The 26,947-nt window shown below is 40.7% G+C and carries 23 protein-coding genes and 1 pseudogene; 14 read left to right on the top strand and 10 right to left on the bottom strand.

The features are described 5' to 3' along the window. Positions 1 to 61: 61 nt before the first annotated feature. The 6 genes and pseudogenes from rpmA to HMPREF9074_RS01965 form a co-directional block, all read right to left on the bottom strand. Positions 62 to 322, bottom strand: a complete 261-nt coding sequence (rpmA, locus tag HMPREF9074_RS01990) for a 50S ribosomal protein L27 (protein ID WP_009388778.1) — start codon at positions 320 to 322, stop codon at positions 62 to 64. 31 nt (positions 323 to 353) lie between these two features. Further along, a pseudogene (gene rplU / locus HMPREF9074_RS01985) lies at positions 354 to 662 on the bottom strand (50S ribosomal protein L21); the annotation flags it as partial. A gap of 105 nt (positions 663 to 767) precedes the next feature. Further along, positions 768 to 1,214: a PIN domain-containing protein gene (locus tag HMPREF9074_RS01980; protein ID WP_009388774.1), complete on the bottom strand. Its 447-nt coding sequence runs from the start codon at positions 1,212 to 1,214 to the stop codon at positions 768 to 770. 2 nt (positions 1,215 to 1,216) lie between these two features. Further along, positions 1,217 to 1,468 (bottom strand): hypothetical protein, encoded by a 252-nt coding sequence (locus HMPREF9074_RS01975; RefSeq protein WP_034539540.1) that lies wholly within the window; start codon positions 1,466 to 1,468, stop codon positions 1,217 to 1,219. A 121-nt stretch (positions 1,469 to 1,589) separates the two neighbouring features. Then, on the bottom strand, positions 1,590 to 2,624 hold the full coding sequence (gene cydB / locus HMPREF9074_RS01970; RefSeq protein WP_009388770.1) for a cytochrome d ubiquinol oxidase subunit II: 1,035 nt from the start codon (positions 2,622 to 2,624) through the stop codon (positions 1,590 to 1,592). Between the two features lie 11 nt (positions 2,625 to 2,635). Beyond that, a complete protein-coding gene (locus HMPREF9074_RS01965) occupies positions 2,636 to 3,979 on the bottom strand; it encodes a cytochrome ubiquinol oxidase subunit I (RefSeq protein ID WP_009388768.1) in 1,344 nt (447 codons plus the stop codon). Between the two features lie 543 nt (positions 3,980 to 4,522). Between HMPREF9074_RS01965 and HMPREF9074_RS01955 the strand changes: the two genes are divergently transcribed. The 6 genes from HMPREF9074_RS01955 to hemA all read left to right on the top strand — a co-directional run bounded on the left by HMPREF9074_RS01955 (position 4,523) and on the right by hemA (position 10,846). Continuing rightward, the gene (locus HMPREF9074_RS01955; RefSeq protein ID WP_009388766.1) at positions 4,523 to 4,975 is read left to right on the top strand and encodes a hypothetical protein; all 453 of its coding nucleotides are present in this window, start codon (positions 4,523 to 4,525) and stop codon (positions 4,973 to 4,975) included. A gap of 109 nt (positions 4,976 to 5,084) precedes the next feature. Then, the gene (gene gyrB / locus HMPREF9074_RS01950; RefSeq protein ID WP_009388765.1) at positions 5,085 to 7,058 is read left to right on the top strand and encodes a DNA topoisomerase (ATP-hydrolyzing) subunit B; all 1,974 of its coding nucleotides are present in this window, start codon (positions 5,085 to 5,087) and stop codon (positions 7,056 to 7,058) included. Between the two features lie 86 nt (positions 7,059 to 7,144). After that, the gene (locus tag HMPREF9074_RS01945) at positions 7,145 to 7,639 is read left to right on the top strand and encodes a hypothetical protein (protein ID WP_009388764.1); all 495 of its coding nucleotides are present in this window, start codon (positions 7,145 to 7,147) and stop codon (positions 7,637 to 7,639) included. A gap of 21 nt (positions 7,640 to 7,660) precedes the next feature. Continuing rightward, positions 7,661 to 8,533: a hydroxymethylbilane synthase gene (gene hemC, locus HMPREF9074_RS12275; protein WP_009388763.1), complete on the top strand. Its 873-nt coding sequence runs from the start codon at positions 7,661 to 7,663 to the stop codon at positions 8,531 to 8,533. A 3-nt stretch (positions 8,534 to 8,536) separates the two neighbouring features. Next, entirely contained in the window at positions 8,537 to 9,454 is a 918-nt protein-coding gene (locus HMPREF9074_RS12270) for a dimethylarginine dimethylaminohydrolase family protein (protein WP_009388761.1), read from the top strand. A gap of 144 nt (positions 9,455 to 9,598) precedes the next feature. Next, positions 9,599 to 10,846 carry a glutamyl-tRNA reductase gene (gene hemA / locus HMPREF9074_RS01930; RefSeq protein WP_196774077.1) on the top strand — a complete coding sequence of 416 codons (1,248 nt, stop codon included), beginning with the start codon at positions 9,599 to 9,601 and terminating at the stop codon, positions 10,844 to 10,846. 95 nt (positions 10,847 to 10,941) lie between these two features. Here the strand turns inward: hemA and HMPREF9074_RS01925 are convergent, their stop codons facing one another. Continuing rightward, positions 10,942 to 11,694 (bottom strand): murein L,D-transpeptidase catalytic domain family protein, encoded by a 753-nt coding sequence (locus HMPREF9074_RS01925; protein WP_009388757.1) that lies wholly within the window; start codon positions 11,692 to 11,694, stop codon positions 10,942 to 10,944. 109 nt (positions 11,695 to 11,803) lie between these two features. Further along, positions 11,804 to 13,915, bottom strand: a complete 2,112-nt coding sequence (locus HMPREF9074_RS01920) for a TonB-dependent receptor (RefSeq protein ID WP_009388755.1) — start codon at positions 13,913 to 13,915, stop codon at positions 11,804 to 11,806. Positions 13,916 to 14,200: 285 nt separating this feature from the next. Between HMPREF9074_RS01920 and topA the strand changes: the two genes are divergently transcribed. The 3 genes from topA to trxA all read left to right on the top strand — a co-directional run bounded on the left by topA (position 14,201) and on the right by trxA (position 18,167). Beyond that, positions 14,201 to 16,663, top strand: a complete 2,463-nt coding sequence (gene topA / locus HMPREF9074_RS01915; RefSeq protein WP_009388753.1) for a type I DNA topoisomerase — start codon at positions 14,201 to 14,203, stop codon at positions 16,661 to 16,663. Between the two features lie 107 nt (positions 16,664 to 16,770). Next, on the top strand, positions 16,771 to 17,592 hold the full coding sequence (locus HMPREF9074_RS01910; RefSeq protein ID WP_009388752.1) for a DUF4476 domain-containing protein: 822 nt from the start codon (positions 16,771 to 16,773) through the stop codon (positions 17,590 to 17,592). A 257-nt stretch (positions 17,593 to 17,849) separates the two neighbouring features. Then, complete coding sequence (trxA, locus tag HMPREF9074_RS01905) at positions 17,850 to 18,167, top strand: thioredoxin (protein WP_009388751.1); 318 nt, start codon at positions 17,850 to 17,852, stop codon at positions 18,165 to 18,167. 83 nt (positions 18,168 to 18,250) lie between these two features. Here the strand turns inward: trxA and HMPREF9074_RS01900 are convergent, their stop codons facing one another. Beyond that, positions 18,251 to 18,637: an HIT family protein gene (locus HMPREF9074_RS01900; RefSeq protein WP_009388750.1), complete on the bottom strand. Its 387-nt coding sequence runs from the start codon at positions 18,635 to 18,637 to the stop codon at positions 18,251 to 18,253. A 23-nt stretch (positions 18,638 to 18,660) separates the two neighbouring features. Continuing rightward, positions 18,661 to 19,134: a transcription elongation factor GreA gene (greA, locus tag HMPREF9074_RS01895; RefSeq protein ID WP_009388749.1), complete on the bottom strand. Its 474-nt coding sequence runs from the start codon at positions 19,132 to 19,134 to the stop codon at positions 18,661 to 18,663. Positions 19,135 to 19,349: 215 nt separating this feature from the next. Between greA and HMPREF9074_RS01890 the strand changes: the two genes are divergently transcribed. From HMPREF9074_RS01890 to HMPREF9074_RS01870, 5 genes are all read left to right on the top strand, one after another. Then, positions 19,350 to 22,424, top strand: coding sequence for a SusC/RagA family TonB-linked outer membrane protein (locus tag HMPREF9074_RS01890; protein WP_009388748.1), 3,075 nt, complete (start codon positions 19,350 to 19,352; stop codon positions 22,422 to 22,424). 6 nt (positions 22,425 to 22,430) lie between these two features. After that, positions 22,431 to 24,041 carry a RagB/SusD family nutrient uptake outer membrane protein gene (locus HMPREF9074_RS01885; protein WP_009388747.1) on the top strand — a complete coding sequence of 537 codons (1,611 nt, stop codon included), beginning with the start codon at positions 22,431 to 22,433 and terminating at the stop codon, positions 24,039 to 24,041. 65 nt (positions 24,042 to 24,106) lie between these two features. Then, positions 24,107 to 24,868, top strand: coding sequence for a TatD family hydrolase (locus tag HMPREF9074_RS01880; protein ID WP_009388746.1), 762 nt, complete (start codon positions 24,107 to 24,109; stop codon positions 24,866 to 24,868). A 63-nt stretch (positions 24,869 to 24,931) separates the two neighbouring features. Then, positions 24,932 to 26,065 (top strand): 1-acyl-sn-glycerol-3-phosphate acyltransferase, encoded by a 1,134-nt coding sequence (locus HMPREF9074_RS01875; protein WP_009388745.1) that lies wholly within the window; start codon positions 24,932 to 24,934, stop codon positions 26,063 to 26,065. Further along, positions 26,052 to 26,947 (top strand): asparaginase (locus tag HMPREF9074_RS01870; RefSeq protein WP_034539522.1); only part of this gene is annotated, 896 nt, incomplete at its 3' end. The genes HMPREF9074_RS01875 and HMPREF9074_RS01870, both read left to right, overlap by 14 nt.

The raw sequence follows: 26,947 nt of genomic DNA, 5'->3' as shown, positions 1-26,947 counted from the left end.
TCTGCCTATTTATATGGTATTATCAATAATTAGTTGCTAACTATTAATAATTTAGTCATTCTTATGCTTGGAATGGAATAACAGAAACGAATGATTTGTCATTCTTTTTCTTTTCAAACTTCACGATACCGTCAATTTTAGCGTGTAGGGTATGGTCTTTACCGATATACACATTTTCTCCGGCATTGTGCTGAGTACCACGCTGACGAACGATGATGTTGCCTGCGATAGCTACTTGTCCTCCATAAATTTTAACGCCTAAGCGTTTAGAGTGTGATTCTCTACCGTTCTTTGAACTACCGACACCTTTCTTGTGAGCCATTTTCTTACATTTTTAAGTTTAACAATTATTTTGCAACGATGTTTTCGATTACTATTTGAGTGAAAAGTTGGCGGTGACCGTTTTTCACTTTGTAACCTTTACGTCTTTTCTTTTTAAACACGATTACTTTGTCTCCTTTCACGTGTTTCAAAACTTTTGCTTCAACTGAAGCTCCGTTTATAGCTGGGGCGCCAACGGTTATAGCTCCGTTATTGTCTATTAGAAGAACGCGGTCGAAACTTACGTTTGCACCTTCTTCGTTAGCCAAGCGGTGTACATATACCTTTTGGTCTTTGCTTACTTTGAATTGTTGCCCTGCTATCTCTACAATTGCATACATAGCTTACTGTTTTTAAATTATGTTTTAAATCGGCGGCAAAGATACAACTATTTTTTTTACTCACCAAAATATTTGCTTAAAAAAGTTTTTAGAAGAGGGAGGGCTCTATGGTTCACTTTTTTTGTATGTGTAATGTCTTAGCTCTTCAGTAGTAATACAAATGTTATAACCTTTATTCTCAAGTCCTCTGATAAGTTCTTTATCTCCTGTCCAGATTTTATGCTTAAATTGCAAATGAAAAGCAATAAAAGGAGTATCATCTTTGTCTATTTCAGCAGCTATTGTTGCTGCTTTTCTGTTATTTTCGAGTGAAATATCCTCCATTGAAAGGATTTTCATACCCTCTAATAATATATTAAACTCTTTTTTGACTTCCTTAGGTGTTTTATTTAAATATACAGACAATCTTTTTAGGTGTTCATCTATTTCAGCAAGCAAATAGTCAGGGACTAAAAATTGAATTTTTCGTCTTTCATTTAGTATTTCAGCAATAGGCCCTTTGGGCGAAAGTAACGCGCTAAAGAATATATTGGTGTCTGTAATTACTATCATAGCTATCCTATTTTTTGAAGTAAATCAGTTTCTTCAGCTTCTCTTTCTGCCATTCTTTTGAAGTAGCGCTTAGCCCCCTTCTTTTTTATGTCGCGTGATAAACTCATTATAAAATCGCGATGGGCTATAGGGATGCCATACTCATCAACTTCCTCTTCTATTTCTTCTGTCTTTACAAAATCGAGTGTTTTTGCATAAGCAGCAAAAGCTAAGGCTTCCTTGCTATTGTTTGTTATGGTAAATGTGATAGGCATAACTTTTTTGTTTTTATAATTTTTGCAAAAGTACAAAATAAATTTCAATTAACCATATGCAAAAACCGAGCCCTTTTGGTTAGGACTCGGTTTTTTATCAACTTTAGAATTCACATTAGAATTAGTAACTGTGTTCATCAATCGCTACTTTGCCCCAGAATACTTTGTAAGCAAAATAAGTGTAGATAAGTAGTAAAGGCGCTCCGATAGCTGCTATTGTAAGCATAATCTCTAATGATTTGGTGCTCGCAGCTGCATTGTATACAGTTATATCGTGACCTATAATCTCGGTGTTGCGCAAGAAAACAGGGTGTAACTGTAGCGCTACTATCAACATAAAGAATACTATTGTGAGGATAGTGCCTACAAAAGATTTTTTGTAATCGCCTTTTTTGATGAAAATAGCGATGCTCAAAATGCTAATCAGTAAAAGTACGGCAATAACGATGAGTGCAGGACTCTGTGCTGTATTAGCCGCTAAATGTGGCGTAAGCAAGCTGTAAACCGCTACCGCTACGAATAACACTAAAAAGCCTACATATGCCTTGTTGATGCGGCGGGCAATGCGTTCGTGTAGGCTGCCGTGTGTTTTTAGCAATAAGTAAAGTCCACCGTGTACCGCCATAAGCAAAACTGTCATCAGTCCTACCAATAGGGCGTAAGGTGTTAGGAACGTGAAGAGGGCACCACCTGTGTATTCAAAATCGTTGTCTAAAGGAAGTCCTTGTAGCAGGTTACCTATTACTACCCCTAATAAGAGTGGGAGTACAATACTACAGATGCTGTAGACTAAATCCCAATTATCGCGCCATCTTTGGCTGTCTTCTTTTCCGCGGAATTCTATAGAGACAGCTCTAAAGATGATAAAGGTAAGAAAGAGCATAAAAGGGGTATTCATAGCCGAAAAGAGCGATGCGTACATCAGCGGAAATCCGGCGAAAATAGAAGCTCCACCGATTACTAACCACGCCTCGTTACCGTCCCACACAGGGCCGATGGCGTTTAGTGCTACACGACGTTCTTCTTTTTTATCTAAAAATAGATGCCAAGCACCAGCTCCGAAATCAAAGCCATCTAAAATGGCATAGCCTGTAATTAAAAAGCCTACTATGATAAACCACCACGTAGGGTAGTCGATGCCTAAAAATGTTTCCATATCAGTATAATTTATGCAGTTATTGTAGCTTGTTCTTCGTGCTCATCGATGCCGTGAACAATCTTTTTCTTTAATAAGTAAATGAATAAGATGAAAAGGATGGTGTATACTATCGTGAAGAGAATGATAGCAAAGAGTATCTGATGCGCTGTTACCGCTTTAGAGAGCGCGTCGCTGGTGCGCAAAAGTTTATACACAATCCAAGGTTGGCGACCCATTTCGGCAGCAAACCAACCTACTTGGTTGCCTATTTGTGGCAAGATTACTGCCCATACAAATATGCGTAGGAGCCAGCGTTTGTCGTACAACTTGCCGCGCCATAGCAAGAAAGAGGCAAAGACGGTTAGCGCAATGAGGAACATACCAATAGCCACCATTATATGATAGAATTGGAATACGGCATTCACCTGACCAGGACGATCTTCCATAGGGTATTGGTCGAGCCCTATCACAGGGGTTTCTGTGTCGTAATGGAGCATATAGGTTAGTCCGTTAGGTATTTTTACCCCGTGAGTTACTTCGTTTTTCTTATCTACCCAACCAAAAAGGTAAAGGTCAGCAGGCTCGGTGCGGAAATGACCTTCCATAGCTGCTAATTTTTCAGGTTGATTTTTAGCTACGCCTTCAGCAGAACTGTGACCAGAAGCTAACTGTAGCAATGAAAAAATAGTACCTACAATAAGAGTTACTTTGAAGGCTTTTTTAGAGATTTCGACGTGTCGGCCTTTGAGTAGATACCAAGCGTGTACGCTGAGTACTAGGAAGATACCCGCCAAGAAAGCCCCTTGCCATACGTGCCAAATACGGTCTACGCTTGAAGGGTTGAACACCATTGCCCAGAAGTCGGTGATAACGGCTTTAGCTTGCATACCTTCGCCTGCGACTACATAACCCGCAGGAGTTTGTTGCCAGCTGTTGGCAATAACAATCCATACGGCTGAACACATAGAGCCCAAAAATACCCCAAGGGTAGCCAAGAAGTGCCATACGGGTTTGATTTTGTTCCAGCCAAAGAGTACGATACCTAAGCAGGTACTTTCGAGAGCGAAAGCGAAAACGCCTTCGGCAGCTAAGGCACTACCAAAAATGTCGCCCACATAGCGAGAATAGGTTGCCCAGTTGGTACCAAATTCAAATTCCATTACGATACCTGTAGCCACCCCAATACCGAAGGTAAGAGAGAAGATGCGCGTCCAGAAGCGGGCTAAGGTGTTGTACTCTACCTTTCCGGTGCGTAGGTAAATGCCTTTGAAAATGACCATCAGCAGTCCGAGACCGATGCTCAAAGGGGGATAAATGTAATGGAAAGCAATCGTAAGTGCGAACTGAATACGTGCTAAAATTTCTGTTTCCATACGTTGAGTAAATTAAAAATTAGTGATTATAATATGGCACAAAGTTATAAACTATTGTGAAAACACCCAAATAAAAAGTTAAAAACCTTTTGAATTTATATTGGTTCTAAATTGAGGAATGAGAGGGCTGGGAGGATTGGGAGGGCTGGGAGTGCGAGCCGCACCGGCGATTGTGAGACGGGTGGGATGGGTGAGACGGGTGGGACAGGTGGGACAGGTGAGAAGGCTGGGAGGATTGGGAAGGCTGGGAGGATTGGGAAGGCTGGGAGGATTGGGAAGGCTGGGACAGGTGGGACTGGTGAGACAGGTGGGACAAGTGGGACGAGTGGGAGTAGTATGTTTTTCTGTGTTTGGGGCGGTTATTAGATGTTTATACTTCGCTAATTTTTCGCTGATTCTTCGCTCTTCCTGTATCCTTCCTATATCCAACGTAAAGGGTAGGTGTAGAGAGAAAAATTTTCTCCAAATTTCTCTTATTTTTGTTTGGAAAATTATCGAAAATTTTTATATCTTTGCGGTGTAATCCAAATAAAAAAATGCCTTATGAGAAAATTTTTTCTTTTAGCAATGATGTTAGTAACATTAACATATTGCGATAAAAAAGTAGATTGTCAGATTCCACCGCCTCAATTTACAATATCTATCAACAAAGCATCAGAAGTGCATAAAGAATTTGTTAATCAAGCAGGTGAGGTTGATAAAGCTAATATCAGCTTATACAAACAAAAGAACGGTGTAAAAGAATCGTATGGAATAATGTTTGGGTTTAATAGAACTCAAGAGGGAAAGGAATATTTGAAAATAGGAACTCAACTTTGGTTTGATAATGATGTTTATACCGGAAAGACAGAAACACTCTACCTACAAAATGCTACTAAAACTTATAAAATAGAAGTAGATGGTTATATGGAGGATGGAGAATGTGGAAAGTATGCTGTTATTAATGAAATTCGTGTAGACGGTACAAAAATAGAAGTGCCCTATTTAATAAAATGATTTTTGTTCATTTTCTCAATCCTCTAAAATCTAAATTTTGCTAATTGATAAATTATTTGTATCTTTGTGCCCTTGATTTGATTACTTATAAACTTACCTAAATAAAAAAATGGCAGAAGAAGTATATAACGAACAAAATACCGCTGACTATTCAGCTGATAATATCCAATCTCTCGAAGGTATGGAGCACGTGCGTATGCGCCCCTCTATGTATATAGGCGACGTGGGCGTACGCGGTTTGCATCACCTTGTGTATGAAGTGCTTGACAACTCGATAGACGAGGCGCTGGCAGGCTATTGCGATATGATAGCTGTTACTATTAACGAGGATAATTCTATCACCGTAGAGGATAACGGGCGTGGTATCCCTGTGGATATTCACAAGAAAGAAGGCGTTTCGGCACTGCAAGTGGTAATGACCAAAATTGGTGCCGGTGGTAAGTTCGACAAAGGCTCTTATAAAGTGTCTGGTGGTTTGCACGGGGTAGGGGTATCGTGCGTGAATGCCCTCTCTAATCACTTGACTGCTACCGTATATCGCGATGGTAAGATATGGCAACAAGAGTATGAGCGCGGGGTGGCTCTCTACCCTGTGAAGCAATTAGGCGACACTGATAAGCGCGGTACTAAGGTTACTTTCTTGCCTGATGATACTATTTTTGAGCAAACTACTGAGTTTAAATACGATACTCTTGCGGCACGTATTCGCGAGTTGGCTTATTTGAACAAGGGTATCACCGTTACACTTACTGACCTAAGAAATAAAGACGAAAAAGGTAACTATATACACGAGAAATTTCATTCTGAAAAAGGACTTACTGAGTTTGTGAAATATCTTGATGGCAACCGTATTCCTATCATTGGGGGCGTGATTGCTATGGAAGGTGAGAAAAACGGTATACCGGTAGAGGTTGCGATGACTTACAACGATTCGTATACTGAAAACTTGCATTCTTACGTTAATAATATTAACACCTCAGAAGGGGGTACCCATTTGCAGGGCTTCCGTATGGGGCTTACTCGTACCCTTAAAGCGTACGCTGATAAGTCGGGATTGCTCGAAAAAATGAGCAAGGATAAGAAAAATCCTGTAGAAATAGAGGGTGATGACTTCCGTGAGGGGCTTACTGCGGTTATCTCGGTAAAAGTGGCTGAACCTCAGTTTGAGGGGCAAACGAAGACTAAATTAGGTAACCGTGAGGTGACTTCGGCAGTATCGCAAGCCGTTGGTCAGATGCTTGAGGATTACTTAGAAGAGAATCCTAATGATGCTAAGACGATAGTAGAGAAAGTGATACTTGCTGCGCAAGCTCGTCAGGCAGCCCGTAAGGCTCGTGAGATGGTACAGCGTAAGAGTGTGATGAGTGGCGGCGGCTTGCCAGGGAAATTGGCTGACTGTTCGGAAGAAGACCCTAAGAAGTGTGAGCTCTTCCTTGTAGAGGGGGACTCTGCGGGGGGTACGGCTAAGCAAGGTCGCAATAAGGATATACAGGCTATTCTGCCCTTACGTGGTAAGATATTGAACGTAGAAAAAGCGATGCAGCACAAGGTGTTTGATAGCGATGAGATAAAGAATATTTATACTGCTTTGGGGGTAAGTGTGGGTACTGAAGAAGATGCTAAAGCTCTGAACCTTAGTAAGCTGCGTTATCACAAAGTGATTATTATGTGTGATGCCGACGTAGATGGTTCGCACATTACTACGCTAATACTTACGTTCTTCTTCCGCTATATGCGCGAACTGATAGAAAACGAGCACGTATATATTGCTACGCCACCGCTTTACTTGGTGAAGAGCAAGACTAGCAAGCGCCAAGAGTATGCGTGGAGCGATAAACAACGCGATGCGCTTTCAGCAGAAATGGGCAATGTGACTATTCAGCGTTATAAAGGTTTGGGTGAGATGAACGACCACCAGCTGTGGGATACTACTATGGACCCTGCTCACCGTACTTTGCGCAAGGTTACTATTGATAATGCTTCGGAAGCAGACCGTGTGTTCTCGATGTTAATGGGTGATGAGGTGCCTCCACGCCGTGAGTTTATCGAGAAAAACGCTAAATACGCTAAGATAGATGCGTAGTTAATTAGCCAATTTGGCGATTTGTCGATTTGTCGATTTGTCGATTAACAATTTAAAGAATAATAACAAAATAAATAAATAAACGTATGAAAAGAGGACTTTTTTTGATAACAACCGCTATGCTCTTGGCATCGTGCAGTTTCTTTGTTGACCAAGCTAAAGATACTGTTAAGAAAGTGAGCGAAATTAGTGAAGAGGCTGCTAACAAAGCGGCTACTAAAGCGGGTGAGATAGTAGGTGGATCAGCACGCTCTTTCGGTGATGGAGTAGGCGAGGGGATTGACAAATCGGGCAGTATGGCACTACAGCTTTCAGAAGAATTGGCTAATGCTGGTGTAAAACTTGGTGCGCACACTATTAGCAGCACTGACGAGGGTAACGATAATAAACTCTCTATTTACTTCATTTTTGAGAAAGATTTTCAGAAAACTGTAGTAATAAAGGTGCTCAACAAACAACAAGTAGAGGTAGGAAGGATAAAACAAGAGGTAAAAGGTAAGAAAGATGAAGCTACTTACATAGACTTTGTGTTTGACCCTCGTACTAATATTGACCCTAAATATACTATATTAGTCAATTAATAATTGGCAAGATAAACATATATGAAACCCATACGCATAGGCACTCGCGATAGCCAATTGGCTCTTTGGCAGGCAGAAACAGTGCAATATCAATTAGAATTATTAGGCTATCCTACTGAAATAGTGGGTATTAAATCGGAAGGAGACCTTGAACTCACTACCCCTCTCTACGAAATGGGGGTTACCGGTATTTTTACTAAAGCCTTAGATATAGCCTTGCTAAAAGGTGAAATTGACATAGCCGTACACAGTATGAAAGATGTACCTACTCTGTTGCCCGACGGCATAGCGGTAGGGGCAGTGCTTGAGCGTGGTAATCCGCACGATATATTGGTCTACAAAGGCGATGTGTCGGACTTAGACAGCCGAGTGGCAACTATAGCTACGAGTAGTTTGCGCCGTAAAGCCCAATGGTTGCACCGTTACCCTCATCACACTATTGAGAACTTACGGGGCAATGTGAATACTCGTCTGCAAAAGTTAGCTGATAATCCTTGGGATGGAGCAATCTTTGCTGCGGCAGGCTTGGAGCGCATAGATAAGTTGCCAGAGGACTACCTTGTGCTCGACTGGATGTTGCCTGCTCCTGCGCAAGGGGCTATTATGGTATTGGCACACGAGGATAATGTAGACTTGCAAGGTATATTGCTGAAGATACACGATGGGAAAACGTATATAGAAACACAAGTAGAACGCGCTTTCTTACGCGCTTTAGAAGGGGGATGTACGGCTCCTATAGGGGCGTATGCTGAGTTTGACGGTGAGCAAGTGCACTTCAAAGGAGGTTTGTGGAGCGAAGATGGGAAGCAAGAGGCTTTAGTAAACGAGACTTTTGACCATATAGATGAGTTTACTGGCGAATGGTTGGCCTCGAAGATTAGAGATAATTATTAGAATATGCTGAAATTACGAGTTACAAATGAAACGGATAGGCTAAAGGCTGTGATTCTTGGTACAGCGGTTAGCAACGGAGCAACTCCAACTTTAGAGGAGGCTTACGACCCTAAATCGGCTGAGCATATCAAGGCGGGTACTTACCCTATAGAAAAGGATATGGTAGCCGAGATGGACGCTTTCGCAGCGGTACTGCAAAAGTATGGCGTGCAGGTCTATCGTCCTGAAATTATCAGAGATTGCAATCAAATCTTTACCCGCGATATTGGCTTCGTGATTGATGATGTGTTTATCAAAGCGAATATCTTGCCTGATAGACAAGCTGAATTTCAGGCAATTGAATACATAGTAAAACAGATGAACCCAGATAAGGTGGTTACTCCCCCCGAAGAGGTACATATAGAGGGTGGTGATGTGATGCCTTGGAATGAGCATATTTTTATAGGTACTTATAAAGGTGATGATTATAAGGAGCAGGTTACGGCACGCACTAATATGGCAGGGGTAGCATTTATTCAAAAGCTCTTCCCTCATAAGAAAGTAAAAGAATTTGACCTTGTAAAATCGAAGACAGAGGCGCGCGATAATGCCTTGCACTTAGACTGTTGTTTTCAGCCAGTAGGCAAAGATAAGGCTATTATCTACAAGGGAGGCTTTCGTTCAGAAGCTGATTATCAGTATTTAGTAGATATCTTTGGTGCTGAAAACCTCTTTCACATAGAACGTGAAGAGATGTATGAGATGAATAGTAATGTTTTTTCTATCAGTCCGGAGGTAGTAGTTTCAGAAAAGCATTTTACGCGCCTTAATGCGTGGCTTAGAGCGCAAGGTTTTACGGTAGAAGAAATACCTTATAGCGAAATCTCAAAACAAGAGGGCTTGCTTAGGTGCTCTACCTTACCTCTTTTAAGAGATAATTAATTAGGGTTATTTGATTAATTATTTAGATTGTTTACATATTTTTAGTTTCCTCAATAAAAGTTCGCAGCATCCTATGTTATTTGTTGCGAACTTATTATTTTTGCAGTCACAAACATAACTATTCGTATTTCAATCACTAAAGAGATTATGACACCCACTATATCTAAAAATAAGAACTTTTATTGTATAGGGCTTAGCTACCTAAAAGCTGATGCTACTATGCGCGGAATGTTTAGTCTTACCCCCGAAAACAAAGAGGCACTGCTTACACAAGCCCGCAGTGAAGGCTTTGAGGAGTTGCTGGTTATCTCTACTTGTAATCGTACGGAACTCTATGGCTATGCTGACCATCCTTTTCAGCTTATTCAGCTATTGTGTGAGTACTCTAAGGGCTCTGTAGACGATTTTCAGAAGGTAGGATATGTTAATAAAGGTAAAGAGGCTGTACAACATCTTTTTGAGGTAGGTACAGGTTTAAATAGTCAGATATTAGGTGATTTTGAGATTATAGGGCAGATAAAGCAAGCCTTTGCACTATCTCGCGATAAAGGGCTCGCTAATGCTTTCTTAGAGCGTTTAATGAACAGCGTGATTAATGCTAGTAAGCGTATTAAGAATGAGACAGTCCTCTCTTCAGGGGCAGCTTCGGTGTCTTTTACTGCAGTGCAGTATATTATGCAGAATGTAGCAGAAGTATCGCAAAAGAATATTCTTCTCTTTGGGGTAGGCAAGATAGGTAGAAATACCTGCGAAAACCTCATCAAACACACACAAAATAAACATATTACTCTTATCAATCGCACACGCGAGAAAGCAGAACAAGTAGCAGGCAAGTTCAATGTGATAGTAAAAGATTTTGCTGACTTATCTGCTGAAATAGCCCAAACTGATGTGTTAGTGGTAGCAACAGGTGCAAGTGTTCCTACAGTGTACAAAGAGTCCATTCCTACTGATAGACCTATTCTTATATTAGATTTGTCAATTCCTAAAAATGTAGATGAACAAGTGAAAACGCTTCCTAACGTTACGCTTATTCATATGGACGAACTTTCTAAACGTAAAGATGAGGCTTTAGAGCGCCGCAAAGAAGCTATTCCTCAGGCTTTGCAGATTATTGAGGAGGTAAAAGAAGAGTTCTTACATTGGCTTGATAATAGAAAGTTTGCACCTACAATTAAGGCTCTAAAAGCTAAGTTAGAGGCACTCAAAGAAGCAGAGTTAGACTTCCATCGCAAGAAGATAGATAACTTCAACGAGCAACAAGCCGAAATGTTGGCTAACCGTATTATACAGAAGATTACTACACAGTTTGTTAATCATCTCAAAGATACCTCTTCTTTAGAAGAGAGTATCAGTTGGCTACAAGAAGTATTTCAATTAGAAGAAGATTAAGCAGATTAACTAATTAAATAAATCAAAAAAAGAGCTGTCTTATTATGTAAGACAGCTCTTTTTGTTTAGGAATAGTAATCAATAAGTATTTTAGATTAGAATACAGACTCTACTGGTTCGTCTTCTATTAGCTTCAATACATTCAAGTATTTAGATGTTTTTAAATACTTAGCATCATTGTAGTAAGCGAAAATCATCGTTTTTTCTTTGATGGTTTCAATTACTTGTTTGTAGATGTTTTCAGGTAGTGCAGGGCAACCCAAACTTCTTCCCATACGCCCGTTGCTCGCTATGTAATCTTCATTAGCATAGTCAGCTGCGTGTACTACTACCGAGCGTTTAGCCAAGTTGCTGTTATACCCCTTTTCATCACCGTGAAGTATAAGGCTATAGCCATTTCCTCCGTTATAAGTGTTGCCAGTGATATAAAACCCTATACTACTCTTGTTAGACTCTACCGCGTCAGAAAAAGAAGTAGCCATACGTTCGCCACTCTTCTTGCCGTGTGCCACATACGTGTAATACACTATCTTCATCTTCTCTAAGTCGATAGTGTAAAAACGTTTGCTGTTACAATCTTTAGTGAAGTCAATAATAGAAAACAGCTCTTTATTGTTTAAGCGGTGCTGTTTCTTCATTGTCTGATACCCAATATATGCATACCGAAAAGCCGTAAAGCTAAGGGCATATTGGGCTGCATTTAGTTCATTGTACAGCTCTTTGATGTTCAATTCTGCCTTTTTTAGGGCTAACTGTCTCTCTTTGCTCAACCCTGTTTGGGCATTGCTAAAATACAAAAATGTACTTAAGATAAAAATAAGGACTAAAAAAAGGTACCTTTTGTTCATAGTGTTGTTCAAGATGTTTGTGTTAAGAAATCATTGCTGGGTGCAAATGTAGTGTATTTTTCTTATACAATGTATATTTCTGTCGAAGTTTAACAATAAATTAACAGTTTTAGGGCAATTGGTTCAGTATTTCATCGCTTCTATCTTTGCCTATACTGATAAACCAACCAAGCATATACGAGCGTTTATAGGGTAGGGTTACCGGCAGTCGGTAGCTACCATCGCGCGAGTACCGATAGTTAAAAATAGGAGTTTCTCCAGTCAAGTTGTTTACCGAAAATACCATAGTGTGAAACACTCCTTTTCCTTTGCGCAAAAGGGCGATGTTAGCATTCACATTTTGTTGTACAGGTGTGATGTCCGATAAGAAAACAGGGTTATTAGGATTTTCATATGGGCGACCGCTGCTCACCGAGTACGACCCTCCTACAAATAGCCCCAATTCTTCAAAAAAGTACTTCAACACCACATTGCCCGTATGAGGCGTGGCAAAGGTAGGGCGTGCGGCTACAGGATAGTGCAAAAACTGTCGCTCGGTATTTAGATAACTGTATGACAACCAGTATTCTAAGCCTTTCACAGTCTTAGCATCGCGCCAGAACACATCTATTCCACTCGCATACCCCTTGCCGGTGCTGTTAGGTAGGGTAGGGGTGCGATAAGCCAATAAGTAACTATAAGGCTTGTGGTATCCTTCTATCCGAAATACACGTCGGTCTCTATTGTACTGAAAGTTAGCGATGTAGTGAGTAGCTTTGCTAAAGGTTAAGTGCTGATAATAAGCTAAATAACTCTCCATAGGTCGTTGGCTGTACTCACCTATCGAAAGGTTCAGCTGGTGGTACTTGCCGCTTTTGTAGGCTATTGAAGCACGGGGCAATAGCACAGCTTTATTGAGCTGTTGGTCGTATTCAGTGCGCAAGCCCGTTTGCAGCATCAGTTTTTTCGTGAGTCCTATGGTGGCATTTGCCCAAAGAGCCGTATTATAGTCGTTCCCGTAGCTACTTTGGTAGGCAAAACCTTCCATACCCACTTCAGCATTGATATTGTTAGTCAGAGCGCCCGAGGCCATTGCCCTAAATTGGTGCTGCAGAGCGTAATTATCGCTGTATAGCAGTCCATTGGTTATTTTATCACGGTTGTAGTTCAGCCCGTAGCCCGTGTACAGCTTCCAGTCGCTTGCAATGTCGCGTGTATAAGTCAATATCGAAACAGCATTAGCATTCTTAGACTCATATGGCTGTTTGCTACCAGGCACTTCTACGCTTAGCTGATTGATAGCCTGCCGCATTATATTGCCATAACCATACCATTTCAGAAAGCCATTACCCGAAGTATTTTGCCTAAAAGTACCCGAAAGTAGCATACTCTCAGGGGCTTTCAGCCATTCTACTGACTGTTTTACTATTTGGTGATAAGGCTTAAAATTGAAATACCCCACGTCAAAACCACCCGAACGTGTTTCTGTTTTACTCAAAAAGTCGTGACCTACTTGCGCACCGTACGGCAATAGGGCTATCACTGTCGAGGGTTTGCTGGGGTGGTCGTTGGTCTCTAACGATAGCACTGACGACAGTGCGTTGCCGTATTGAGCCGAATAGCCACCAGTGTTAAAGATAATCCCTTTGAAAATATGCGGCGAAAACCGGTTGCGCTGTGCCACCTCCGGCACCCCTGCATAAAAAGGATTTAGTATATCAAGCCCATCAATGGTCACCTTGCTTTCCTCGCTGCTCCCTCCACGCACGAATAGCAAACCACTTTCGCCTACCTGCTGCGTACCAGGCAGAGTGATAAGCGTACTGATAATATCGTCATTCCCTCCAGGGGTCGTACTCACATCCATAGTGTTGAGCACTACAGCGCGCTTGCGGTCATCTACGCTAAAGGCACCTCCTGTCAGCACTACCTCGTCCAAAGCAGATTCTTTTTCTGTCATCGTGATAAGCAAGTCAGGCGGGGTAGTCTGCAGAGTCAGCGAGAGGGTCGCATCGTTCATACCTAAGTATTTACACATCAGCACCACATTCCCTTTTTGTTGAGTAACGAATTGAAAGCGTCCTTCTTCATCACTACTTGTCCCTTCTATAGTGCCCTGCAAGAAAACGTTTACCCCCATTATAGGAGTCCGATTTTCATCTACAACCTTCCCCCGTAAGGTGATTTGCGTATAGCCAGAGGCAGATAAAAAGAGTAAAAAGAAGAATGTTAAATATTTCATAAGTATTATTGTGTGATAATAGCCGCAAAGGTAAAAAATATTTATCAAACAACAATGAATAAATATTGATTATTTCTTTTTATCGCCACCCTATACAAACGATATAGGATGAGCGAAGGTTAAGCGAACAATGAGCGAACGATGAGCGAAGGAAAGTCGGCGAGCTGGCGCAGCCGAGTATGTGACGAACAATAAGCGAAAAATAAGCGAAGTGCGAAACAACTTTTTGTCATTTATAATTATCTTAGTATCTTTGCCGCCGTAATTTACTAAAAAGACAAGCGTATGGCTAAGAATGTAGTGATTGTAGAGTCGCCTGCTAAGGCTAAAACCATTGAAAAGTTCTTAGGTAAGGACTACAAAGTAGTGTCGAGTTATGGGCATATAGCCGACCTGCCCTCTAACGAGCTGGGGGTAGACATCGAGCACGGTTTTAAACCCCACTACCTCATTTCTAACGACAAGAAAAAGTTAGTAAAAGACCTCAAAACACTAACCTCTGCTGCCGAAACGGTATGGTTAGCATCCGATGAAGACCGCGAAGGGGAAGCCATTGCGTGGCACTTGTCTGAAACACTCAAGCTTAAGACTGAAAACACCAAACGCATCGTTTTCAACTCCATTACTAAGTCTGCTATCGAGCACGCTATCAAGCATCCGCGCGGTATAGATTATAACTTAGTAAACGCCCAACAAGCACGCCGTGTCTTAGACCGCTTAGTGGGCTATGAACTATCGCCTGTACTGTGGAAAAAGATAAAAAGCGGACTCTCAGCAGGGCGCGTACAGTCAGTAGCAGTGCGTTTGATAGTAGAGCGCGAACGCGAAATTCAAGACTTCAAAAGTCATTCTACTTATAAAATCACAGCCGAATTTATCACTTCTGAAGGAAAAGTAGTCAAAGCCTCGCTACCCAAAACCTTTGATAGTCAAGCCGAAGCCGAAGCTTTCCTTCAACAAAATGTAGGCGCACAGTTCAAGGTAGCTTCACTCGAAAAGAAGCCTGCCAAAAAATCGCCTGCCCCTCCTTTCACTACATCTACCTTACAGCAAGAGGCAGCGCGCAAACTGCATTTCTCGGTTAGCAAAACGATGACCGTAGCCCAACGCTTGTACGAGTCAGGGTTCATTACCTATATGCGTACCGATAGCGTAAACCTATCATCCGAAGCCCTAAACACTGCCAAAAACGCTATTTTGCAACTCTTTGGCGAGAGCTACAGCCAGATGCGCAATTTCGCTACCAAAAGCAAAGGGGCGCAAGAGGCGCACGAAGCCATTCGCCCTACCGATATGAGTCGCCCTACCATAGCTGCCGAGCCTGACCAGAACAAGCTGTACGAACTGATTTGGAAGCGTACCCTCGCCTCGCAAATGGCTGATGCTCAGTTAGAGCGCACTACCGTTAAGATAGCAGCCGACAAGCACGCTGAGCAGTTTGTGGCTACCGGCGAGATGATACAATTCGACGGATTTCTCAAAGTATATTTAGAAAGTAGCGATGACGAAGACGAAGAGCAAGAAGGAATGCTGCCTAACCTTAAGAAAGGCGAGCCGCTAACCGACCGTAATATTACCGCTACCCAACGTTTTAGCCGTCCTCAACCGCGTTATACCGAGGCGTCATTAGTTAAGAAGTTAGAAGAATTAGGTATCGGTAGGCCATCTACTTATGCGCCTACCATTTCTACCATACAAAACCGAGGCTATGTAGAGCGCAGTGCCTTAGAGGGCGAAGTGCGTTATTACGAGCAACTTATCTTGCAGAAAGGCATCATAAAGGCGCAAACCCTTAGCGAGAAAGTAGGGGCTGACAAGGGGAAACTCATTCCTACTGATATAGGAAGTGTAGTAAATGATTTCTTAGTATCGCACTTTGAAACGGTGATGAACTACAATTTCACGGCTCAAGTAGAAAATAGCTTCGACCAGATAGCCGAAGGGGCTGAAAACTGGACGGAGATGCTCGCTGATTTTTACTCTCGTTTTCACCCTATTGTCGAAAATGTAGAGAAAAACACAGGCCGCGAGACTGGCGAGCGCGTATTGGGTACCGACCCTAAGAGCGGGCGCCCTTTAAGCGTGCGTTTAGGCAGATACGGAGCGATGGCGCAAATTGGTAATCCCGATGATGCCGAAAAACCTATTTATGCCAGTCTGCTAAGTGGTATGTCTATCGAGACAATCACTTTTGAAGAAGCACTCAAACTCTTCGAATTGCCCCGCCAACTGGGTACTATAGACGGCAAGAATGTCGAGGTGAATGTAGGCAAATTCGGACCTTATGTACATTATGGTGATGCTTTTATATCGCTTGCTAAAGGCGAAGATGTGTTTAGCGTAACTTTTGAGCGCGCCCAAGAGCTTGTCAACGAAAAGAAAAAAGCCGATGCACCTATTGCCACTTACGACGGAATGGAAGTTATCAAAGGGGTGGGACGTTTTGGACCATTTATCAAGTGGAACAATATGTACATCAATGTCACTAAGAAGTACAATTTCGACCGTTTAACGGCGGAAGAGGTAGCCGAACTGATAGAGAGCAAGCTCCAAAAAGAGTCAGAAAAGGTAGTAAAACAGTGGGACGAAGGCGAGATACGCATCGAGAAAGCCCGTTGGGGGCGTTTTACCCTCATTAAAGGCAAAACCAAAGTAGAGTTAGGCAAAGACACTAACATAGAAACCTTTACTAAAGAGCAAGCCCTTGCCCTATTAGCCGAAAAAGAACCTAAAAAGAAAAAGAAGTAATTAACCAATTGACAATTGGCAAATTGACAAATTGACAAATTGACAAATTGACAAATCGACTTTGGCACAGATTTAGATAGGTATTCATAAAATAAGAATTTATTACGATGAAAAAAGCACTTCTTATATTATTAGGCGCATTATCCTCAGCGGCGTGGTCGCAAGAGGTAGGAGCTGCCGGACGCTTGCTCCAAAATGAATATCAACAGCAGCGACAAGCCCGTAGTGTGATAGGGCGTGGCGGCATATCAGTAAACATCGATTGGGATTACGACTATAACCGAGGGTATGCCGAAGTGTTTATACGTATCCCTGAGCGTGGTCGTTATACAGTGAGCATAGGCGAACAAGAGATTACCAATGCCAATGGTATGTATCGCTTTTTCGACCTTGCAGCAGTATCTCAACCGTTGAGCATCTGGCAAGGGCGCAACCTTATTTATCGTGTAACTATCAATCCTCGCGACAATACCCGTATGGTGATGGACTTTTTCTCTCGACAAGGGCTTTACCTTTTAGACGAGATAAACCTGTCTAACAACCAGCCGTCTTATCACGGCAGTCAGTGGAATGATGTGTGGAATCGCGCTTATGGGCAAGCACCTGCTTATCCGCACGGAGGCTATCAACCGATGCCCCCAATGCCTGTAAGCGAGTTCGATAAGTTTGCCAAAATGTATAAAAAACAATCTTTTGATGATGATAAGCTATCGTTTTTCCGTGCACAGAAAAATATGCTGATGCTCTCAACAGAACAAGTAGCCCAATTAGTGAAACCATTAGCATTCGGCGATAACAAACTCGCTTTAGCTAAAGAGGCATACAGCCGTGTGGTAGACCCTCAGAACTACTATTTGTTGTTAGATAGTTTCACTTTCTTGTCAGAAAAAGAAGAATTTAAGAACTTCTTAGCAGAAGTACAGCGATAGAGTATTTAATATCAGTTTAATGTAAAGTTGTAACTTCCTAATTCCCCTTTGAAGGAAGTCCGCGAGCTGGCGCAGCGGAGTATGTGTATAGGGGGATGTTTTATTATAAGATGTTGATTGTTAAATATATATCTTGTGTCAAACCCCTGTTGTTTATAGCAGTATAACAAAAAACTATCGTTTTTATAGGCGAAATACAATTAAAATTTGTAATTTTGCACTCAGAATTTAAATAAAACACAAAACATATTTTAAAGATGGCATTAGAAATAACAGATGGAAATTTTGAAGAGTTGGTACTAAAAAGCAGCCAACCAGTATTAGTAGATTTTTGGGCAGTATGGTGCGGACCTTGCCGTATGTTAGGCCCTGTAATAGAAGAGATTGCTAAAGAATACGAAGGTAAAGTAGTAGTAGGTAAGTTAGATGTAGATAACAATCAAGACTTCGCAGGTAAGTATGGTATCCGCAATATCCCTACTGTATTAGTATTCAAAGATGGTGAGGTAGTAGGCAGACAAGTAGGAGTAGCTCCTAAAAAGACCTACACCGATGCATTAGACTCTTTATTGTAGTTAATAGTAGTACAAACAAAAAAGGCTATCAACAACTAATTTAATTGTTGATAGCCTTTTTTGTATTCAGCTTAGGCAGTAAGCTATAATGCTTTGCGCACTTTCTCAGAGAGTTCTCTAAACTCTTCATCAGTAAGTTTTACTTTGTGTTGGAAGGTCATTTCCTTCATTTCGCTGATAGGGATAAGATGTACGTGTACGTGGGGTACTTCTAAGCCTACTACAGCTACTCCTATGCGCTCACAGGGTACTACTTTCTCAAGGGCTTTAGCTACCCGTTTAGAAAAAGTCATTAGGCGCAAATAGTGGTCATCGTCCATATCAAAGATATAGCTGATTTCCTGCTTAGGCACACATAGGGTATGCCCTTTAGCATTAGGGTTAATGTCAAAGAAAGCGATAAATTCATCGTCTTCAGCTACCTTATAGCAAGGTATCTCCCCGTTGATTATTTTGGTAAATACGCTCATATTAGTTAGTTATTTAGTTGTTATTATCTGGTTATTTCTAGTACTTCCATTTTTAGGGTGCCGTTAGGTACTTTTATCTCGGCTATTTCGCCTACTGATTTTCCTAACAGACCTTTACCGATAGGTGAACTTACTGATATTTTGCCAGCCTTAAGGTCAGCTTCGCTTTCAGCCACGAGGGTGTAAGTAAGTTGCATATTGTTAGCCAAGTTTTTAAGTTTAACGGTAGAGAGTACTAACACTTTACTTACATCTAACTGCGATTCGTCTATGATACGAGCATTAGCTACAAGCTTTTCAAGTTTAGCTATTTTCATTTCCAACAGACCTTGGGCTTCTTTAGCAGCATCGTACTCAGCATTTTCTGATAGGTCACCTTTATCGCGAGCTTCCGCTATTGCTTGCGAAGCGCGAGGGCGTTCTACATCTTTCAACTGATTAAGCTCATCGCGTAGCTTTTTCATTCCTTCAGCGGTGTAATATGATACTTTTTCCATTTTTCTTACTTGTGTTTTGATTAAAAAAATAAAAAAATCCTCACAAGTCTGTACTGAGGATTTCTGCGGGCAAAGGTAATACTTTTTTTTGAAATAGCAAAATTCTGATAATTAGTAAATTCCTTGTTAGCAATTAATCAATAAAAAATTTGCATATTTCAGTTTTTTTTAGAAAACTTTGCCGCTTAATTTGTCAGATACATTTACTAATATCTATGAAGTTAAAATTTACAATTGTTTTATGCTTTTTATTTGTCTCAATAGGCAATCTTTTCGCCCAAAACCTCGAAGTATCAGGGGTTGTAAAAGATGACAAGGGCGAACCCTTATTGGGCGTTTTCGTACTCATCAAAGGTACTCAGCGCGGTGCTTCTACTGATTTAGACGGGCATTACACACTACACACTAAGGTAGGCGATGTATTGTTGTTTTCTTTCCTCGGAATGAAATCAGTAGAAAAGAAAGTAACCGCTAATTCTAAAGTGCTTAATGTTACTATGGTAGAAGATGTACAAGAGTTAGAGGGTACCGTAGTAATGGGCTATAGCGGCAAGAAAGTCGCTAGCCGTACGGTAGCATCAGTAGCCACAGTACAAGGCAAAGAAATAGCTGATATACCAGGAGGTAATGTCATGGATGCTTTGCAAGGTAAGGTAGCGGGTATGGTGGTAACTACTGATTCGGGTACTCCAGGTAGTGCATCATCAGTACTTATTCACGGTTTCAACTCTTTTGCCTCTATGTTAGAAAGTAAAGATCAACAACTTAAGGCTAATAGCCCTCTTTATATAGTAGATGGGGTGCCTGTGGATAGCAATGTAATGACGATACTTAATCCTGCAGATTTTGAGAGCGTAACTATACTAAAAGATGCAGCTTCAACCTCTATTTATGGGGCGCGTGCAGCCAATGGGGTTATACTTATCACTACTAAACGAGGCAAACGCAATGAGCGTACTAATATTACTATCAATCACCAATTAGGGGTAACAGCCCTTACTAACGTAACGCGTAAATATTTAGATAAATTAGCTACTCCTCGCGAGTATATGGACTTTTGGTTGCTTAAATCGCCTAACGAAATAGTAGCAGCAGGTAACCGACTTGGTTATACCGAAACTGACCCCGCTGCAGTAGCTAACCGTATATTGGCAGATTACCCCTATAATACTCGTTGGGATAAGGTATTCTTACGCGATTTCGTACCTACCTCTCGTACTGATATAGCAGCTTCAGGAGGTAATGAACATACTACTTATTATGTGTCATTAGGCTATCTAAACCAAGAGGGAATGCGCAAAAGTTCTAAGTTTAACAGATATAATGCTTCGTTAAATGTAGACACTCAAGTAGCCGATTGGCTAAAAGGGGGCTTATCATTTTCTTATTCACATAGCGATAATGATATATATACTAACCCTTTTGAGTCTGAAGCTGAAATATTAGCTTTACCTTTCTATAGTCCTACGGATAAAAATGGTAAAACAAAAGATTTTATAAATGCTATTAACGGGGCGCGTAACGGTTTTTATCACCCCGACTACATAGCTAAAAACTATTTAAACAAAGGCTTTGTAGATGATATTATGCCTATAGGCTATCTAACCTTAGAGCCTATTAAAAATTTAACCCTAAAAACACAAGCTGGTATACAATATACCATTAGTGAAGGTGAAATAAAGGGACCTATGCCTTCGTTTATCAACTACAAAACGGGAGCTTCACAAGCTGTTGGGCGCGTAGAAAGAGATATGCAGAAATCTATTCAGAAAACCTATACGAACCTTTTGCAATATAAATTCGACCTTACACAGAAACATCTTTTTGATGTTTTATTGGGGCAAGAATCAATAGAAAATACAGGCTATGGTTTTTCAGCATCATCTCAAGGGCAGCCTTCCGAAGCTCTAATGATGCTCGCTCACGGTAATCAGGAAAAGAATGTAAGAGACAACAAGAGTGTAAGTACTTTCAACTCATTTTTCTCTCGTTTAGAGTACTCTTATAACAATCGTTATTTCTTAGACCTTTCAGCCAGACGCGATGGTTCTTCAGCCTTTATAAAAAATCACCGTTATCAAAACTTTTGGGCTGTAGGGGCTATGTGGAAAGCTAAAGAAGAGAAGTTTTTGCAAAAAGTAGATTGGCTAACAGACCTCAATTTCCGTTTCAGTACAGGTATAGCGGGTAGTGCTCGTATCGGTGATTATAGAAATATGATACTTGCTGAAGCTGATAACAGCGTTACCTATAATGGGCAATTGAGTTTCAGATTAGCACAAGTATTAGGTAATCCTAATTTAGTGTGGGAAGAGCAACGCAAAAGTACCTTTGGAGTGAATTTTGTGTTAGCAGCAGGCAATACCTCGTTTAACATAGAATATTACGACCGTCATACCTATAACACACTTTCTACACGCGAGCTTAATTCTATATTTGGCTATACGCGTATTCCTGACAATATAGGCGATATGCAAAACAGAGGTATTGACTTCTCTTTTGCTACTACTGCCTATCGCGATAGAGATAAGAGAATATCAGTGCGCCCTTACTTGAATATGAATTATAATAGTCAGAAAATTACTAACATATCTTATGGTAAGCCTTATGCGCTTAACAGAGACTCTTATATGGGCTATAAAGTAGGGAAAGCAGCAGAATGGGTATTGCCTATTTTTAAGGGTATTGACAATAATGGCGATGCCCAGTGGTATGAAGCAGGTGATGATAAGTTAGAAACACAAATGGACGATAGCAAGGTGACTAAAACTTATAACCCAGTTGCTTTAGCCCAAAGTACAGGCAAGAAAAGATATGCACCTATCAACGGAGGTTTTGGTTGTGATGCTACTTATAAAGATTTTTCGTTAAGTGTAACTTTTGCTTATTCAATAGGTAAATACAATGTTAACGAAGATAAGGCTACGCTGCTAAATCCAGGTTATTTTGGTGTTAAAAATATTAGTAAAGATTTGTTTAACTATTGGAAACAACCAGGTGATGATACTGAAATACCTCGTTTGGATAGTGATGTGCTAATGTGGAAAGATAGCCGTATCCTCGAAAAAGCAGACTATCTGCGAATGAAGAATATTAACTTGAGCTACAACCTGCCACAAACAACTATCGACCAGCTGAAAATAGTAAAAGCTATCAGACTATCTGTTTCAGCTCAAAATATCTTTACCCTTACCAAGTTTAGTGGTGTAGACCCTGACTATACAAGAGGTATTATAGGAGGATATCCTCCTACCAGACAATATACCTTTGGTGTTGAACTTAAATTTTAATAGAATATGAAGAAATACAATATTATATTTTTATTATCAATAATAGCTTTATTATTAAACAGTTGCTTTAGTTTAGATCAAGAACCTTACGACAACGCAAGGGCAGGCAATACTTTTAATAATGCTAAAGAAGTACGCAATTGGTTAAACGGTATATATAATACTATTCGCGATAATACACAAGGAGAGACGATGTACCTAACCGATTTACAAGCTGATTATCTGAACCTTACTGTACAGTCTAGAAAGCCAGTACTCAGAGATTTTCAACGTTATGGAGAACTCAACTCATCAAATTTAAATATTGCAAGAATCTGGAATACGTATTATAATATTATTGCTAATACTAATATAGCAATAGAAAGTACCTCTAATAAAGAACAACAGGAAGATATAAGACCGCTACGAGGCGAACTTTATTTGAGTCGTGCTTATTGCTACAGCTATTTGGCAACTCATTTCTGCAAACCTTATAATGCTAATACTGCCCATACTGATTTAGGCTTGCCTTTAGTAGATGAAAATAGTAACTACCAGCAAACACCTCCGCGCAGTAGTTTAGCTGTTACTTATAAGTTTATATTAGATGATATAGATAAAGCTATATCCTTGCTCTCAAACCAAGCAGGAAGGGTAGGGGCTAATACTTTTACGGTAGATGCAGCTAAAGCGCTCAAGGCACGTATGTTATTGTACAAAACTGATTGGGCACAAGCTCTTCAAGTAGCGGAAGAGCTTATAAATACACATACCTACCCCTTAGCTAATAGCCAAAGTGAATTAGAGGCTATTTGGAAGGAGGATAATCCTAAAGAAACTATTACCCAGCTATTTGCAGGTATCAGTAGTAGTGGAAACTTAGAAAGACCTGTAGGTGAGAACGACCTTTATTTATTTGAAGACAAAAACAATGTTTTCCCTTTTCCTTCTTTTCCTCCACTGCCTGAGTGTGGGGGTAATCGTCAGTATTTAGCAGTACCTAATGTTGTGCCTACAGGGGCTTTTGTTAATTTATTTGATAGTGCTGATTGGCGTAAGTCTGTATATATTAAGCAAGAAGATTTAGCTACTGATATGCCAGAATACGATTTTGTACATGATGTTTATGTTTGTCCTGAAGAAAAGTTAGCCTATTTAGTAAATAAATATCCGCGCAGCGAGCATCTTAGCTTAGAGAATGATTTCTTTTTGTACTACGGACATAAACCGGTACTTTTTCGCATAGCCGAAATATATCTTATAGCAGCCGAAGCAGCCTATAAAGCTAATAATGAAACAAAGGCAAAAAACTATTTAAACGAATTGCGACACGCACGCGGACTTACAACAGCTAATGATATTGCCACTAGTGGAGCAGCTCTTTTTACTGATATTCAGAACGAGCGTAATCGTGAACTTTGTTTTGAAGGTTTCCGCTTGTTTGACCTTAATCGTTGGGGGGTAGGAGTGCAAAGAGGTACCCCTCAGAACCTAACTTTTAACCTGTTAGTTACTTCGCCTGCTAACGAACTTACCGAGCTTAATCTGCCTGCAGGTTATTACAAAATGGTATGGCCTATTCCTCAAACACTTATAGACTTTGAAAATGGGCGTTGGCAACAAAATCCTAATTGGTAATAATAAAAAGGGGCGAATGATAATTCGCCCCTACTAATTTTACAGCAAATTGAGAGTTTTATAATATGATAGATACTCATACACACCTATACTCAGAAGAGTTTGATAATGATCGTGCTGCGGTGATAGCACGAGCAAAAGCAGCAGGCGTAACGCATTGCTTTATTCCTGCTATAGACAGCATTTATACTGACCGAATGTTCGCCCTAAAAAATGATTATCCTGACTATGTGTTCCTAATGAATGGTCTACACCCTTGTAATGTAAAGGAGAATTATAAAGAGGAGCTTGCTCACGTAGAAAACTTGATGCTTACCCATCATTTTTGTGCTATTGGCGAAATAGGTATTGACCTTTATTGGGATAAAACTTTCCTCAAAGAGCAACAAGAAGCTTTTGCTTGGCAGATACAGTTAGCTAAAAAACACAAACTACCTATTGTCATTCACTGTCGAGAGGCTTTTGAGGAAGTATTTGAGGTGTTGGAAAGTGAGAAGGGAGAAGACCTCTTTGGTATCTTTCACTGCTTTACCGGCACTGAGGAGCAAGCCCACCGCGCGATAGGCTACGGACTGCATTTAGGAATAGGGGGGGTAGTAACTTTTAAGAACGGAAAGCTCGACCAATTTTTAAAAAATATAGATTTACAACACCTCGTTTTAGAAACTGATAGCCCTTATTTAGCACCAGTACCTTATCGCGGGAAGCGTAATGAAAGTGCTTATATAGTGCAAGTTATGCAGAAACTGTCAGATATATACACCCTGCCAGAAAGCGAAATAGAACGCATCACCAATGCCAATGCTACAAAAATATTTCAGCTTTAAGTTGGTGTTAATTAATATTTTTTATAACTTTGCTCTTCATTATGCAAAAACAAGAACGCTAAAATGACCGATTATTTTAAGTCCATACGCCCTTTTTACGATAATGAGGTGCCAGAAGCCCTTAGCCAAATCAAGGATCATCACCTAATTAAGGCTATGTTGGCGTATGCTTTCCCCGAACTTTCACCTGATGAGCGTACGGCTAAACTATTGGCTTGCCAAACAGTAGCTGACTTTCAGGTGCATATTATGCTAAGAGTGGTGGTGAAGGCTATGGAAAAGACGATTTCGGAATTTACATACGACGGATTTGACCAACTCAACCCAGAGCAAGCATACGTATTTATTTCCAACCACCGCGATATTATTCTTGATACCTCGCTGCTAAATGTAGCTTTAGATCGCCATCGCCTACCGATGACAGCCTCGGCTATGGGCGATAATCTCATCAAAAAGAAGCATCTAAAAATATTAGCGATGCTCAATCGGAATATTATTATCTACCGTAGTCTGCCTCCGCGAGAAGCCTTAGAGCATTCGCGCTTAGTGTCAGAATACATACACCACTGTATTAGCGATGAGAAACGAAATGTATGGCTTGCCCAACGAGAGGGGCGTACTAAAAATGGTGATGACCGCACTCAGCAGGGCGTACTAAAAATGCTTACACTTAGTGCTCCCGACCATATATCGCCTTTGCAATATCTAAAAACTCTAAATGTAGTGCCTATGTCAATCTCATACGAGTTTGATCCTACCGATGCGCTAAAAATACCAGCCCTAATGGCTCAGCACTACGGACAAGAATACGTAAAATCGCCTCAAGAAGATTTTGAAAATATCTTACAAGGTTTAATAGGGCAAAAAGGACGCGTACATATATCGGTAGGAAAACCTCTATCGGCTGAGTTAGATGCTATAGAAGCCGAGCACCAGCATATCAACAAGCAGTTGCAAGCCTTGGCGGAATGTTTAGATACCGCTATACATAAGCAGTACAAACTTTTTCCGGCTAACTATATAGCCTACGACCTACTGCACCACACCCAGCAGTACAAAGAACAATACAACGAAAAAGAATACAGACAATTTGAACGCCGGATGAACAACCGAAGCAAATCAGACGATATATCTCAAGAAAAATTCTTAGAGATGTACGCCAATCCTGTAAAGAACAAAATCAATGGAAACCAATAATTCAAAAGTACTGCTTATCTACACCGGAGGGACTATCGGTATGATAAAGGATTACCAAACGGGAGTGCTACGAGCCTTTGAGTTTGACAATCTTTATAGCAGGATACCAGAACTCTCGCACTTAGATTGTGAGATTTCAGTACATTCGTTTGAAAAAGTAATTGACTCATCAGATATGAACCCTCAGCATTGGGTGAGCATAGCCGAAGTGATAGAAAAAGAATACCAGCATTATGATGGATTTGTAGTACTACACGGCAGTGATACGATGAGTTACTCTGCTTCAGCATTGAGTTTTATGCTGCAAGGGCTTGCTAAACCTGTGATATTTACTGGTTCGCAGCTCCCTATAGGCGACTTGCGCACAGATGCTAAAGAAAATCTTATCACCTCTATACAGTTGGCAGCTCTAAAAGAAAATGGTGTGTCGGTAATACAAGAGGTTGGACTTTATTTTGAATACAAACTCTATCGCGGCAACCGTACTACTAAGGTAAATGCTGAGCACTTTCAAGCTTTCACTTCGATGAACTACCCAATATTAGTAGAAAGTGGGGTACATCTAAAAATAATGAAAGACAATCTGCTAAAAGGAAAAGCTAAAGACCAATTGGAAGTGTGGAAAGAATTTGAGCAGAACGTAGCTATTATTAAGATATTTCCAGGTATTACCTCTGAGTTATTAAATGCCTTTTTCAATATACCCCACTTAAAAGGAGTAGTGTTAGAAACGTATGGCTCTGGTAATGCTCCTACATACGACTGGTTTTTAGAAGCACTAAGGGCAACTATACAGAGAGGAATACCTATAATAAATGTGACGCAATGCTCAGGAGGAAGCGTAATAATGGGCAAATACGAGGCGAGTGAAGCCCTCAGACA

This window comes from Capnocytophaga sp. oral taxon 329 str. F0087, from assembly GCF_000213295.2.
GTDB lineage: Bacteria > Bacteroidota > Bacteroidia > Flavobacteriales > Flavobacteriaceae > Capnocytophaga > Capnocytophaga leadbetteri_A.
The sequence above is the reverse complement of the archived record's forward strand: the minus strand, read 5'-3'. Positions and strand labels throughout refer to the sequence as shown.